The 15655-nt window shown below is 25.0% G+C and carries 15 protein-coding genes; all 15 read left to right on the plus strand.

The window, feature by feature from the left end:
- Positions 1–226: 226 nt before the first annotated feature.
- Positions 227–2455, plus strand: a complete 2229-nt coding sequence (locus BN7997_RS01985) for a glycosyltransferase (RefSeq protein ID WP_071119212.1) — start codon at positions 227–229, stop codon at positions 2453–2455.
- 20 nt (positions 2456–2475) lie between these two features.
- Positions 2476–4353 carry a CDP-glycerol glycerophosphotransferase family protein gene (locus tag BN7997_RS01990; RefSeq protein WP_071119213.1) on the plus strand — a complete coding sequence of 626 codons (1878 nt, stop codon included), beginning with the start codon at positions 2476–2478 and terminating at the stop codon, positions 4351–4353.
- A gap of 2 nt (positions 4354–4355) precedes the next feature.
- Positions 4356–4976 (plus strand): class I SAM-dependent methyltransferase, encoded by a 621-nt coding sequence (locus BN7997_RS01995; protein ID WP_071119214.1) that lies wholly within the window; start codon positions 4356–4358, stop codon positions 4974–4976.
- 174 nt (positions 4977–5150) lie between these two features.
- Positions 5151–6614, plus strand: a complete 1464-nt coding sequence (locus BN7997_RS02000; RefSeq protein ID WP_071119215.1) for a hypothetical protein — start codon at positions 5151–5153, stop codon at positions 6612–6614.
- A gap of 30 nt (positions 6615–6644) precedes the next feature.
- Positions 6645–7292, plus strand: a complete 648-nt coding sequence (locus tag BN7997_RS02005) for a hypothetical protein (RefSeq protein ID WP_071119216.1) — start codon at positions 6645–6647, stop codon at positions 7290–7292.
- A gap of 362 nt (positions 7293–7654) precedes the next feature.
- Positions 7655–7978, plus strand: coding sequence for a flagellar biosynthesis protein FlgB (locus BN7997_RS02010; RefSeq protein ID WP_071119217.1), 324 nt, complete (start codon positions 7655–7657; stop codon positions 7976–7978).
- 4 nt (positions 7979–7982) lie between these two features.
- A complete protein-coding gene (gene flgC, locus BN7997_RS02015) occupies positions 7983–8387 on the plus strand; it encodes a flagellar basal body rod protein FlgC (RefSeq protein WP_071119218.1) in 405 nt (134 codons plus the stop codon).
- An 18-nt stretch (positions 8388–8405) separates the two neighbouring features.
- Positions 8406–8735: a flagellar hook-basal body complex protein FliE gene (gene fliE, locus BN7997_RS02020; RefSeq protein ID WP_195906790.1), complete on the plus strand. Its 330-nt coding sequence runs from the start codon at positions 8406–8408 to the stop codon at positions 8733–8735.
- 25 nt (positions 8736–8760) lie between these two features.
- Positions 8761–10305 carry a flagellar basal-body MS-ring/collar protein FliF gene (fliF, locus tag BN7997_RS02025; RefSeq protein ID WP_071119219.1) on the plus strand — a complete coding sequence of 515 codons (1545 nt, stop codon included), beginning with the start codon at positions 8761–8763 and terminating at the stop codon, positions 10303–10305.
- A 21-nt stretch (positions 10306–10326) separates the two neighbouring features.
- The gene (gene fliG, locus BN7997_RS02030) at positions 10327–11385 is read left to right on the plus strand and encodes a flagellar motor switch protein FliG (RefSeq protein WP_242873370.1); all 1059 of its coding nucleotides are present in this window, start codon (positions 10327–10329) and stop codon (positions 11383–11385) included.
- The gene (locus BN7997_RS02035; protein ID WP_071119220.1) at positions 11366–12163 is read left to right on the plus strand and encodes a FliH/SctL family protein; all 798 of its coding nucleotides are present in this window, start codon (positions 11366–11368) and stop codon (positions 12161–12163) included. Before fliG ends, BN7997_RS02035 begins: the two co-directional genes overlap by 20 nt.
- A complete protein-coding gene (gene fliI, locus BN7997_RS02040; RefSeq protein ID WP_071119221.1) occupies positions 12160–13467 on the plus strand; it encodes a flagellar protein export ATPase FliI in 1308 nt (435 codons plus the stop codon). Before BN7997_RS02035 ends, fliI begins: the two co-directional genes overlap by 4 nt.
- 14 nt (positions 13468–13481) lie before the next feature.
- Positions 13482–13919 carry a flagellar export protein FliJ gene (gene fliJ / locus BN7997_RS02045; RefSeq protein WP_071119222.1) on the plus strand — a complete coding sequence of 146 codons (438 nt, stop codon included), beginning with the start codon at positions 13482–13484 and terminating at the stop codon, positions 13917–13919.
- 15 nt (positions 13920–13934) lie between these two features.
- Positions 13935–15104 carry a flagellar hook-length control protein FliK gene (locus BN7997_RS02050; RefSeq protein ID WP_071119223.1) on the plus strand — a complete coding sequence of 390 codons (1170 nt, stop codon included), beginning with the start codon at positions 13935–13937 and terminating at the stop codon, positions 15102–15104.
- A 21-nt stretch (positions 15105–15125) separates the two neighbouring features.
- Positions 15126–15635 (plus strand): flagellar hook assembly protein FlgD, encoded by a 510-nt coding sequence (locus tag BN7997_RS02055; RefSeq protein WP_071119224.1) that lies wholly within the window; start codon positions 15126–15128, stop codon positions 15633–15635.
- Positions 15636–15655 lie beyond the last annotated feature (20 nt).

The following is a 15655-nucleotide window of genomic DNA, read 5'->3' on the forward strand; positions in this document are numbered from 1 at the left end:
ATACAATAACTTATAAGTATAGATTATTAGACGATATAAAATATTATAGAATCTAATAATTTTATTTGATTTTAGTATTTATTTATACAGAAAAATAAATATTTTTAATGCAAAAGTATAAAGTATTAAAAATATTTAACGTATGTATATANAATTTTAAATTAAGGGGTAAAGCACATGCTTTACTCTTTATTTTTAAATTTAATAACTTAAAAGGAGATAAATTATGTTATTAAGTATTGTAATGATTGTAAAAAATGAAGAAAAATATTTAGATAAAACATTATTTGCTTTAAATGCTTTGAAAAAAAATATAAATAGTGAACTTATAATATTAGATACAGGTTCTACCGATAATACAGTTAATATAGCAAAAAAATATACTGATAAAGTATATTTTGAAAAATGGAATAATAATTTTGCAGATATGAGAAATAAATCTATAAGTTATGCGAAAGGGGATTGGATTCTTGTATTAGATGCTGATGAAGTATTAAGTAATCTTGATAAATTAGTTCAATTTTTTAGAACTGATCTATATAAAAAATATAACTCTGCAACAATTGAGCTTATGAATATAAATAGTGAAGATGAACTTGAATATAATTTAGTTTCAATACCTAGATTATTTAAAAATGAAAATGGATTTTGTTATATAGGTGCAGTGCATGAACAACCAAAGTTTAAACTACCATTATATAATGATATTGCATCTTTTAAACATTATGGATACATGTTTAAAGATAAAGAATTATTAAACAAAAAATATCTTAGGAATGGTGAAATTCTCTTAAAAGAAATAGAAAAGAGCCCAAATGATCCTTATATTAACTACCAATTAGGTAAAAATTATTGCATATTAAAGTCTTATGAAGATGCATTATTTTATTTAGAAAGATCGTTGGAATTATATAGAAAAAGAAAGCATATACCAAGATTTCTTACATCTAACTTAGCACAATTATATATTTCAATGAATCAGTATAGAAAATGTGAAAATTTATGTTTAGATTATATAAAAGAAGATAATAAAAATATTGATATTTATTATGCATTAGGTATAAGCCAGGCATATTTGGAAAAGAAAGAGGAAAGTATAGAAAGTTTTGAAAGATATTTGTATTTAATTGAAAACTATAATATTTCTACTCAAGCTAATAATATAGATACAGATTGCCTAACTATTAGAAATAAGGAAGATGCTAAAGTTATTATTTTTGAGAATTATTATAAATTAGAAAGATATAAGGATGCAGTTAATTATAGTAAGTGTATTAATGAAAATAACTTAAGTAAGATATATTATATGTTAATACATAGCGTATATAAGCTAGGAGAAAGTGAAGAAATAAAAAATATATATATTAATTTAACCGATGATATTGAAAGAAGTAAATTTATTGATGCAATAGAAATATTTATAAATAACATTAAAGAAGTTGATAAAAAAATAATATATAAATATTTTTCAAATATAGATAATAACTATGGTAAATTGAATAGATTAAGACTTGGAGAACAAATAGATGTTAATGAAAGTATTTATATATTAAAAAATGAAAATCGTAATTATTTTGGAGATTTAATTTACTACTTAACAAAGACAAATATAAATTTATATGAAATTGTTAAAGATATAAGCTTATATAAATTAGAGATGTATCTAACTTATTTAATACAAAGCAAAAATGATATGGAACTTATATTATATGAGTATATAGACCAAACTGTAAATACTTTAGAAGTTAATAAACTGAAATTAGAAAGTACAATATGTAAATTATTATGTAAACATAGTAATTTACTTGAAGATAAATACAAAAAAGTATTTTTAACATATATAGTTTATAGAAATAATTACTTACAAAGTATATATAATGTAGATAAAATTAAATGTAATTTATGTGATATTGTAAACAATAAAGATGATAAGTTTGCATTAGATTTATATAATATTTTAAATTTAAAGAAAAATAATACATTAAGTTTTATAAGAAATATAAAAAATTTACTTAAAGAATATCCAGAATATAAAAAAGGGATGCAATATCTATTAAACGATATTGAAAAAGATATTTTAGTAAGTGATGAAATGAATATTTTAAAGAAAGAGTATAAATCAATTATAGAAAAAATAATAGCCTCAAATAATTTATCAAAAGCTATAGAAGTAGTTAGCCAGTATGAAGATATGTTTGGCAATGAAGAAATGTATAATATAAGAGCGATAATTAACTTATATTTAGGTAATATTCAACAAAGCGAAAGGTTATTAAAGTTAAGTTATATAAATGATCCTTTAAATGTAGACACTATATTTAATATAGCTTACACAAAAGAGATAAGTGGAGATTATGATGAAGCTATTAGTTTTTATGAAAAACTTTTAAGTATATCAGAGGATGAAGATTTAAAAAATGAAGTAGTATTAAAACTAAATACTCTTATAGGTTAAAAATAAAGTGAGGCATAATAATGAAAATATTAAATAAGATACAAAACTTTATAGTTAATAATGATATAGAAAATGCTTATAAATATATAATAGAAAATGAAAAAGCATATGAAAATAACTCTATTTACTGGAACTTAAGAGGAATGCTATGTTTTAAGGTTCAGGAGTATGATATAGCTATAAATTGTTATAAAAAGTCTATAAATATCAAAGAAGATTGTATTGATGCTTATTTTAACTTAGCATATATATATAAATTAATTGGAGAAAATATAAAATCAGTTTTATATGGTGCAATAGGTTTAAGATATACAGAAGATATAGAATTTATAAATGATATAAATAATTTATATGATGAAGAAATTCTATCTGACCAATACAAGAAATTATTAGAAGAATTAAAGTCCAATCTATCTATAAATTGCAATAATTTTAGTTTATTTAGATATATATCTAATAAGTTTACTGATGTAGATGAAGAATTTATTGAGTTAGCTGATAAAAATAATATAGATGAAAATTGGTTATATATAGAAGGAAATTATTCTATAAGTAATAAAGAAATTTTAACTATAGAAGATTATATTAGGAGACAAGAAATCTTAAATTTAGATGTTATAGTTTTATATAATAAAAATTATATAAATATAATAAAAGATATAGCCTATAAGGGAATAAAAGAATGTAATATATTAGTGCAAACAAATGATAATAAATTTACTTTAGTTAAAATAAACAATGATGAAATGTTGAACTTAAAAAATAAATACAATGAAGCAACAGTAACCTTCAATTTATTTAATTCAGCTGATGCTAATGTATATGCAATGATAAAATATATGCCAGAACAATATAAAGAAAAGTATAAATTAAATGTTATAAAAGGACGAGATGTATTTAATGTAGATAATATAGTTAAAGTACCTCTATTGTCATCTGTAACTGTATCTGGGTTCAATACTTTTACTAGTTATCCTAAATACACATATAATATAGATGTGGGTCATGCTAGTGTAATAATGAAAAATTGTGGTATTCTTGATAAAAAACATAAAAACTTTGGATTTACTCCCAAAGAATATGAAAGTATAGATAAAGTTTGTATTACATCTGAGATGAATATGTTAATACAAAGTGCATTTTCTGCTATTTCAGAAAATAAATATGAAATAACAGGAAATCCAAGAACAGATATACTTATGTTAAGTGATGGTAGAACAAACTTAGAGAAGTTATTGAATAGAGATTTGAAAGATAAAAAGGTTATATTTAATATGCCTACTTTCCATGTTCATGAAAATTCGGGAGTTATTAATGGTGATCCTATTAATGAAGGTATAAAAATTAAAAATTTTAATTATGCTAAATTTGATAAATTATTAGGAGAACATAATACGATTCTTATATCAAAGGTTCATCATGCAGAAGAAAGATTAGTAACTAGTAAGATGAAAGGTTATAAACTTAAGAATATAATATTTGTATCTAATAATGATTTAGAAGAAAAGAATTTAAATCTATATGAAGTTTTAAACTGCGCTGATATTTTGATTACTGATTATTCAAGCATATATGGTGATTTTTTATTTATGGACAAGCAAGTTATATTTACTAATTATGATATTGAGCAGTATAGAGCTGAAAGAGGTTTAAGTTTAGAACCATATGATTTTTGGACAGCAGGTCCAAAGGTTAAAACACAAGAACAACTAGAGTCAGAGGTTGTAAAGTGTTTATATGATGAAAATTACTACAAAGAAAAAAGACATGAATTAAGAGATGTATTTTATAAATACAAAGATAGTAATTCAACACTTAGAGTATGGAATCATATAGATAAAGTTTTAAGCAAAAAAATAATTAAAAATAGACATAATGAAGATGCTAGGAAGGATTAAAAATGGATTATAAATATTGGAATGAATATTATAAAAAAAATATAGCACCAAATGAGCCATCAAAGTTTGCTAAAGATATATTAAAATATTTAGATTCTGGCAAAAAATTAATAGAACTAGGGTGTGGAAATGGTAGAGATGCTATGTTTTTAGCAAATAATAATATAAGTGTAGTAGCAATAGATCAAAGTGAAAGCTCTATAAATAATCTAAAACAGAGTGTATCTAATAATAATATAGAATTTGTAGTAGATGATTTTATAAAAACTAAATTATTAAAGAGAGAAAGTTTTGATTATATATATAGTAGATTTACGTTACACTCTATATCAGAGGAACAAGAAGAAAAATTATTAAAAAGAGTATATGAAGGACTAAAAAAGGATGGACTGTTTTTAGTAGAAGCTCGTAGTATTAAAGATGATATTTTTGGATTAGGTGAAAAAATAGCAAGAAACACTTATGTGTATAATAATCACTCTAGACGATTTATTGTTTTAGATGAATTAGTAAAAAAGCTAACTTCTTATGGATTTAAAATTGAATTTGTAAATGAAAGTAATAATTATGCAGCATATAAAGATCAAAATCCTATAGTTATTAGGGTTATCGCTAAAAAATAAATTCGATTTTATTATAAAATATATTATATTATATATTATATTGACTCGTTGTATTAGTTAAATTTAAGTGTTGAAAATATTATATAGTAACTTTAATACTTGAAATAAGAAAACTAACAAAATAGGGTGTAGTATTATTTGTATATTTTTATGAATTAAGGAAGAGGATTTTATATGATAAATTTATCTATTGATAAATATTTAGAAGATTTTAAATTTATATATAATAAGAAATTAGAAATAAAGCATTATTTTTTTACTGAATTCTCTAATAGTGTTAAATTAATAAATATTTTTATAGAAGTTATAGATAGACTAATATGTTATAATTTAAAATCATTAAATAGATTAGAAAATACTATATTTGAATTTATAAAAAGAAATAATGATAATTTATATCCTAAAGAATATGAACTATATGAACTATATGAACATCGTTTAAAGAAAGTATTTGATGATATACAAGATGAATTTCGTCAATGTTACAGTTTAAATATATTTTTCTATGGGAATGATACATTTGGTTTAATTGAAAATAAACTATTAAATTATAATATAATAAAAATAAAAAATGAAAAAGAATTAAAATCTGTATCTATAAAAAAAGATTCTATAGATACAAATGTATATAATGTATTATTAGTAGAAAATGATATTTTATTTAAAAATAATTTTTTTGATAAAATATTAAACTATTCACAAATATCAAGCTTATTTTTAAAAGCAGCTGAAAATATATATAAATATTACTATGATTTTAATTACTTAAACAACTCTTTAAAACGTAGTTATAAAGATGATGTTGAGTCTATTATAGTAGGAAACTCTTATTCATTGGTAGGAATAAAGGAAGATTTGCTAAATCAAAGAACTGTTAATTTATCTATGCATAGTCAAGATTTATATTATTCTTTTAAATTAGCTAAAAATACTATTCTTGAGAACGGAAATATAAAACAATGTATATTTGGTATGAGTTATTATATTTTACATCATGATTTATCAAGAGGGAATAGTTTATACTCTAAAAATATGATAGAAAATGTATATTATCCATTACTAAATGATAGACATAATTCTACTACTGAAAGTATGAAGAATCGAAAAAGCTTAAATGATTACGAATTAGATATTTTAATAGAAAACATATTTAATATAAATGAAGTTGAAAAGTATTTTAAAGATAAAATATACAATGAAAATACAATGTATTACAACAGTATAAATTATGTAAATCGACAAAAACGATTTTCAGATTTTAATAAAGGATATAAAGAGCAATTAGGATTATTAAGAGCTGAGCAACATAATAAAATATTTAAGTATAGTGAAACTGAATCAGAATACAAAGATATACTTAAAGAATTTTTGAAATTTTTATATAAACATTCTATTCAAGTAATTATAGTAATTTTTCCTACTAGTAGGTATTATTCAAAAAATATAAAATTAGAATACAGACAACTTTTTGATAACTTACTTAATAAAATAAAAAAAGAAAATGATATAAAAGTAATAGATTTAAGAAATTCTTTATTTGAATTTGATGATACAGATTTTATAGATGCAGATCACTTAAATGAAAGGGGGGCGATAAAGGCAACAAATTATTTAAATGAATTTATAAAAGGTATTTAAGTTGTTTTATAATATTGTGGGGGAGAGCAAATGAATATAAATAATGATAATAAATTACATGAACTAAATTTATATACAAATATAAATATAAGTAATATGAATTTAAATCAAAATAATAATGAAAAAGTAAAAAATAATAAAAATGATAATAACTCATCTACTACGATTACTAGAATGAAGAGAAAAGCAAGTACAATGAATCATAAACAAAGAGAATTGCAAGAACGTATATCAGATATACAAGTTCAAGAAGCTAAAATTGATGAAATGGAAAAAACTTTACAAAATGCAAAAAACATATACTCTGAAAATATAAAAAATGAAAAAAAAGAATCATCAAATATAAAAGTAAAAATAAAACAACTAGCTAAAAAAGAAGATGAATTAAATTTTAAATCATACGAAGAAATTAATAGCAAAAATACTGATAATAAACTAGAAGATGAAAGAACAATATCAATAATAGAAGAAACACTTAAGAAAATAGAACAAGTAAAAAATAAGATATCTATATATAAAACAAAACTTATGATTTTAGAAGATAGTGTTGATAAGGCTGTATCAAAACTATATTCTAATAAAGATTCTATACATAAAGATTTTATAAATGAAGAATTAGGATTTATATCTATAGAAAATAATATTGAAACTGGAATTCTAATTAATATTGCAATATAAATTCTAAATTTAGAAGCATAAAATTAAAATAAATTATAAAAGGCTTGAGATTTATAATTTATTTTAATTTAAATTAATTACTATTAATGTAAAAATAAATATAAATTTTATATATTAAAGGAAATAGTCATTTTATGTAAATTTAAAATGGCTATTTTCTTTTTTTATTTAAAATACAAAATTATACAACTTATAAAAATGAATACATATAAAAGTTATGCAAAAGAATGTCGAAAAATATATGGAAATATATGAAAAAAACGAAAAACGTAGAAAAATGTCGAGAAAAGTAGTATAATAGGTCGATAGGAAATTTAAAATTTAAATAAAATATTATAAAAAGTTTTTGTAGGAGATGGACTATGGATATATATGGATTAATGAAAATGGGGTTAGATGCTACAGAACTAAGAAATAGAACTATAGCAAACAACATTGTAAATATAAATACCCCGAATTATAAAAGAAAGTATGTTACTTTTGAGGACAGTTTAAAAAATGAAATGGATAATGCAAAAATTGAGGTAAAAGTTGATAAAGATTCCGTAGTAAGGGAAGACGGAAATAATGTTGACTTAGAAAGTGAAAAGGTAAATCAAGTTGCTGCAAGCCTTCAATATAATGCAATTGTAAGTTTGACAAATACTAAATTATCTATGACAAAAAGTGTAATATCAGGGAGGTAATTAAATGAGTGTTTTTAATGGAATGAGAATAAGCGCTAGTGGTTTATCTGCCGAAAGATTAAGAATAGATGTTATATCTTCGAATGTTGCTAATGTAAAAACTACTAGAACTGAAAATGGAGGGGCCTACGTTCGTAAGATAGCAAGTTTTCAAGAAAACTATGATGAAAAATTAGGTATGTTAGGAGTTAAAGCTGTTTCTATAGAAGAAGATAAATCTCCTCTTAGAAAGGTATATGAACCAAATAATCCTGATGCAGATGAAGAGGGATATGTAGAATATCCAAATGTTGATTTGCTAGTAGAAATGTCAGATTTAATATCTGCATCTAGAGCATATGAATCAAATATTGATACTTTGAATGCTCAAAAAGATATGATTTCAAAAGCTCTTGAAATAGGAAAGTAATATATGGAGGTGCAAATAATGAGTTTGATAAATATGTCAAGTGTTAATTTTGATTCAAAGATGTTTTTAAATCAGATTCAAAATAACACTATAGATAATACAAATAAGAATTTAAATGAAAGTGATAAGGTTAATTTTACAGATGTATTAAACAATGCAGTAAATAAAGTTAATGATAGTCAAGTTAAAGCTAATAATGACATTGAAGCTCTTATAAAAGGTGATGATATAACAATGCATGAGGTTATGTTATCTACTCAAGAAGCTCAAATTTCTATGCAGCTCATGTTAGAAATGAGAAATAAATTATATGATGCATACAAAGAGTTAAGCTCAGTTCAACTATAGTTTTATTTTATAAAGGAGTGAGCAAATGAATGTAAAGGATATTATAAATAAGATTAAAGAGTTTATAAGTAAAAAAATATTGGACTTTAAAGCCTTAAGTAAAACTAAAAAGCTAGCTTTAGTAATAGCTTCTGTAGCAGTAATCTTATCTATTGTATTTGGTGTAAAGTACATGAATAACAACAAGTACAAAGTTCTTTTTTCAGGTTTGAATTCTACTGATGCAGCAAGCATAACTAAAGAACTTGAAAGTGAAAATATAGATATGAAAATACAAGGTGATAGTATACTTGTTCCAAAGGATAAGGTCGATGAATTAAGATTAAAATTATCAGAAAATATATCTAATGGTTCTAAAGGTTATGAGCTTATGGACGAAGGTTCATCATTTGGTATGACAGATGAAGAGTTTAAGATAAAGAAACAAAGAATGCTACAAGGCGAGATTGAAAAGACTATAAAGACATTTTCTCAAGTGGCAGATGCAAGAGTTCAGATTATAAATGGTGAAGAATCTGTATTTGCTAAGGAAACTCAACCAGGGTCTGCTGCAGTAACTATAACTCTAAACCCAGGAGAAAGTTTAGATATAAGTCAAGTAAGGTCTATTATGTCTTTAGTTTCTGCAAGTTGTGAAAATATACCCAAACAAAATGTAGAAGTAGTTGATCAAAATATGAATCTTTTATCTGAAGGTTTATATGATGAAAATGGAAAAGAGCAAGCTACCAACTCAAATGGTTTATATATAGCCAGAAAAGCAGAGAAAGAATTAAACTCAGATTTAGAAAGAGCTATATCTTCAATACTTGAATCTATGTTTGGACAAGGTAAAGTTGTAGTAAAAGTAAATTCAGATTTAAACTTTGATACTAAAGAAACTACAGAAATAAAGATTGACCCAGACAGGGTTGCATTAAAAGAAGATAGAAAAACCAATAAAACATCACAAGATGAAGCTACAGGTGGAAATATTGACAACAATATGAACACTGTAGGTGGTAATGAATCAAATTCAAATGAAAGTAAGGAAGAGAAGATAGAGTACGAGACAGGAAGAGTAGAGTCTAAAACTATAAAGGCTCAAGGTGAAATTAATAAGATTACTGCCTCAGTTGCTATCAATGGAAACTTAGATAATAAAACAATAAAAAAAGTAGAAGATATAGTATCTAATGTTATAGGTCTTGATGAGAAAAGAGGAGATAGTATTTCTGTTGTTGGCATGAAGTTTGATACATTAGCTAATGATGATGATTTAAATGCTAAGGATGAGATAAATAACGTGATGAAGATTGTAGGATATGTAGTAGGAATATTATTATTATTAATACTTGCAATATTAGTATACATGTACATTAAGAAGAAGAAAAACTCAGACTTTGTTGAAGATGATTATGATGATAGTGAACATCTTGATATTATAAATCAAAAAATACAAGAAATGGAAAAAACTAGATCTACTGAGGATGAAGAAGAAAGTATATCTTTAGAAGAAGAAGTAAGACAATACGCATCAGAAAATAAAGAGCAAGTTACAGACTTAATTAGAAATTGGTTAAGTGAGTAATACAAAGGGAGGTGCTTATAATTGGAAAAAGAAAGTGTTAATTTAGGAAATGCATTTGACTTGGGGGATATACCAAAGGTTAGAAAAGTTACAGGTGCTAGAAAGGCAGCTATTTTATTAATTACACTAGGTGCAGATGTAGCAGCTGATATAGTAAAAAACTTGCCTGATCAATATATACAAAAGATAGGTGTAGAGATATCAAATATTCATAAAGTAGGAACAAGAGAGAGAAGAGAGATTCTACAAGAATTTATAGAAGTTAATAAGGGACAAGATATTGTTCTTCAAGGTGGTATGGACTTTGCAAAATCTCTTCTTAATGGAGCTCTTGGCAATCAAAGGGCTAATAAAATATTAGAAGGTATAAAGTATGATACGTGTACAAAATTATTTATGGCTGCTAGAAAGGCAGAACCAGAGCAAATTTTATCTTGCATACAAGGTGAAAGTACGCAAACGATAGCAATTATACTTTCGCATCTTCAACCAGATAAAGCAGCAGTGGTTTTAAGTGAAATACCAGATGATATAAAACATGAAGTTTCTCTGAAAATAGGGGGAACTTCATCTATATCTCCTAATATTATAAAGGCTATAGATGAAGCTGTAACAAATAAGCTATCTAAATTAGGTCAAAGAGACCTTGAAAAATCAGGTGGAGTTGACAGCTTAATAGATATATTAAGTAATGTTGATAGAAAAACTGAAAAGAGCATTATTAAATATATTGAAGAAAATAACATAGAATTAGCAGAAGAAATTAAAGCTAGCATGTTCGTATTTGATGATATCGTAAGACTTGAAGACACAGCTATACAAAGAATTCTTAAAGAAGTTAATGTTAAAGATATTGCATACGCACTTAAAGGAGCATCAAATGATGTTTCAAATGCTATATATAGAAACCAATCACAAAGGGCTGCTGCTGCATTAAAAGAAGAGATAGAATTACTTGGAAAAACTAAGGTTTCTCAAGTTGAAGAATCTCAACAAAACATAGTAAACATAATCAGAAAGCTTGAAGAAATAGGAGAAATTACATTAACTAGAGGTTCAGATGAAGAATTCGTCTTATAGTAATAATATAATTAAGTCTGATTATGTAAAGGTTAAGGGTACAGTTTCTTTAAACTATTTTAACTTCAAGGAAAAAGAAGAGTTACCTGTTAATGAAGAAGTTGAGGATCATAATGAAAAGAGATTAGAGCTATTAAGATTAGAAGAGAAAATAAATCAAAAGCTTATAGATGCTCAAATTAAATATGATGAAATTTTAAATCAAGCTAATACTGAAAGTGAAAAAATATTAGCTGAAACGAATCAGAAAGCTGTGGAAATAGAGAAAAGAGCATATCATGAAGGTTACGAACAAGGTACACAAAATGGATATGAAGATGGCTACAAAGAAGCTTATGAAGACAACATAGAAAAAGCTAAAAATGAATCATCTGAAATAATTGATAAGGCAAATAAAATAATGCTTGAAGCTAATAATCAAGTTGCATCTTATATAAAAAATAATAAAAAAAATATTTTAGCTATGGGAATATCTATTGCGGAAAAGGTGCTAAGAAGAAATTTTGAAGATGAAGAATCTATGGATTTATTAATTTTAGATGTAATAAAGGAATATGAGTTAAAAGAAAACTTTGTAATACGAGTTAATCCTATTTATAAAGAAAGTTTAGATAAACAAATTTTAGAATTAAAAGAAAATAATCTTATTAATAAAGACGTTTTTATTTTATCTGATGAATCAGTTGATAAAGGCAATGCACTAATAGAAAGCTTGAATGGAAAATTAGTCATTGGCATTGATGATGTTATTGGAAAAATAAAAGAGGAGTTGCTATGATTGATATAGATTTCGAAAATGTAATAAATAAAATTAATTCTATACCTAAAATAACATTTGAAGGAAAGGTATCAAAGGTTATAGGTCTTACAGTAGAGGTTGAAGGTATAAAGGCATTTGTGGGAGAGCTTTGTATAATCCATAACAATATGGGAGCTGAAATCAAATGTGAGGTAGTTGGATTTAAGGAAGACTGTGTAATACTTATGCCGCTAGGAGAACTTGTAGGAGTTAGTCCTGGATGTAAGGTTATTGGTAAAGGAGTTCCGCTAAATGTTAGATGTAGTGATGAACTTTTAGGAAAGATATTAGATGGTCTTGGACATCCAATTGATGGAGAAGCAATATTAGATGGAGAAAATTACAGTTTATCTAATGAGCCACCAGACCCTATGAAAAGACCAAGAATAACTAATATAATGCCGACTGGAGTACGAGCAATAGATGGATTTTTAACTTGTGGAGAAGGTCAACGTATTGGGATATTTGCAGGAAGTGGAGTTGGAAAAAGTACAACTCTTGGTATGATGGCTAGAACAGCAGAAGCAGATGTTAACGTAATAGCTTTAATAGGTGAACGTGGTAGAGAAGTTTTAGACTTTATAGAACGAGATTTAGGTGAAGAAGGTATGAAAAAGTCAGTTGTAGTATGCGCTACATCTGATAAATCACCTTTAGTAAGACTAAAAGGAGCACTTACTGCAACATCTATAGCAGAATATTTTAGAGATAAAGGTAAAAAAGTACTTCTTATGATGGACTCAGTAACTCGTTTTGCTATGGCTCAAAGGGAAGTTGGTTTAGCAATAGGAGAGCCTCCAGCACAAAAAGGTTATACTCCATCGGTGTTTGCGATGTTGCCAAAATTAATGGAAAGAACGGGTATGTCAGATAAGGGGTCTATAACGGCATTTTATACAGTACTTGTTGATGGTGATGATTTTAATGAACCTATTGCAGACACAGTAAGGGGGATACTTGATGGGCATATAGTTTTATCTAGACAATTAGCACATAAAAATCATTATCCGGCTATAGATATTCTTAATAGTGTAAGTAGGCTTATGAAAGAAATTGCAACAGAAGAACAAAATAAGGCAGCTTCAAAGGCAAGAGACATATTAGCAACTTATAAAGAAGCTGAGGATTTAATAAATATTGGTGCTTATGAAGAAGGATCAAATAAAGAAATAGACTTAGCTATTAAATATATAGGTAATGTTAATTCATACTTAAAACAAGGTGTTAATGAAGTATCTCAATTCGAAGTAAGTAAAAGTAAATTAATTAATATGCTTGACTAAAGAGGAGATTATAGATGAGCAATTTTAAGTTTAAATTACAGAAGCTATTAGATATAAGAGTTAATGAAGAAGAAGAGAGTAAGTTATTTTATTCTAAGGCTCAAAATCAAAAAAATATAGTAGAAAATAAGCTGCATGAATTAGAAAACAATTATAAAAAGTATTCTGATATAAGTAGGGCAAAAGACACTATAAGTCAAAAGATTACTATGAACTATTTATCTTATCTTAACACTACTATAAAAGACACAGAAAAAGAACTTGAAGCTAAAGAAATTGAACTTGAAAAAGCAAAAAAAGATTTCATAGATAAAAGAATAAAAAGACGATCTTTAGAAGTGCTTAAAGAAAATAAAATTTTAGAAATAAAAAAAGAAGAAGAACGATTAGAGCAGATTTCTAATGATGAATTTGCTTTATATGGATATATAAGAAAAACTTCAAACTTATAATAGAAAGGTGAATGTATGATTAATATAAACTTAAGTAATATGGTGGGGGATAGTAGTTTATCACAAAGTAAATCGGTAAGTTCTGACAGTTTATCTACATTCAAGGATTTTATTAGTGAATTTAAGTTAGAAGATGAAAATAGTGGAACAAATACCAACAATAAAGAGGATGTTGATGAAAGCTTAATATTGTATAATTTAATTTATACCTTATATGAAAAGTTTAATATAGCAGAAAAAATAGATAGTTTAACAGATTTAGAAAATATAAAATCATCATTAAATTCTAAACTAAACGAAGTTGAAAATACAAAAAATATTTTAGATGCTATTGAAAACTTACATACAAGTTCAGAAAGCAATTATTCATTAGAGTTAAATAATAATGATATGAAAGAAATTATAAACAATATTAACTATCTTATCAATGAAGGCAGAAATAATTCAAATAAAATCAATGAAAGCTTAAATTCACTAATAGATAAAATAAAAAATCAGATAAAGGATTTAGACAAATCAAGCCAAGAAGACAGTATGTATGAAAACTTAGATACAGTAGGAATTTTAAATCAATCTAAAATAGATGAATATAAAAGTTCTAAAGGTACAAGTAATGATATTGAATATTTAGAAAATATTGTATCAGCTGATGATAATTCATATATAAATTCCTTTGTAGGAATTAATGAATTTAATACTGTATATAGAAATAGCACAAGTAACGATATACCCCAACCAGTTACAGAAATTAGGCAAGAGTTTATAACAGAAGATATTATTAAATCTGTAAAGTATATGAAAAATAGTGATTTAGAAGAGCTAAATGTAAAACTTAATCCAAGAAATTTGGGAGAAATAAGCATAAAGTTATCTAAGAATAAAGAACATTCAAATTTATTAATAACAGTTGATGATAATAACATATTAGACCTTGTAAATAAAAATATAGAAGATATAAAAAAGCATCTTAATGATACAGATATCAATATAAAAGATATTGTTATAAATGTAAAGTCAGAAAATGAAAATTTATTTTCTGATAACTTAAATAAAGAGTTTAATCAAGACAGAAGGTTTAATCAAAACAATAGTAATAAGAATAAAAAAAATAATAATCAAATAATAGAAGAATTACACAATAGTGAACATAACAAAGATGACGATAATTTAAACATATTAATTTAATGAAAGTGAGGACTAATAAAAATGACAAGCATAAACACAGGTACCTCAATGAATGATACTAGTAGTTTAAGGTCAAGAAATGTTAATAAAACTGAAAATGGAACGACTATAGTTTCAGGTAATGACAATTCAGATAAAGATTTATTTCTTAAACTTCTTGTAGCTCAAATGAAAAATCAAGATCCATTTAACTCACAAGATCCTACGCAATATATTACTCAGTTAGCACAGTTTAATATGCTTGAGCAATCAATGGCTTTAAATGAAAATATAGAGTATTTAATAGGAATGACTAATGGGATTTTAGCAAACTCGGCAGTAGGAAGTGCAACTAATCTTATTGGAAAAGAAGTTGAAGTATATGCACCAATTGAGAGTGGACAAAGGAGAGATGAAGACGTAAAAACAATATCTGGAAAGGTAGAAAGTGTATACATTAAAGATGGAGTTGTATATATGAACGTTAAAGATTCTCAAAGCGAAAATATAATCGAAGTTGAGTATGGAGCTCTTATAAAGGTAAATGGTTAATAAATATAATTTTAAATATA

Source organism: Romboutsia timonensis (assembly GCF_900106845.1).
Lineage (GTDB): Bacteria > Bacillota > Clostridia > Peptostreptococcales > Peptostreptococcaceae > Romboutsia > Romboutsia timonensis.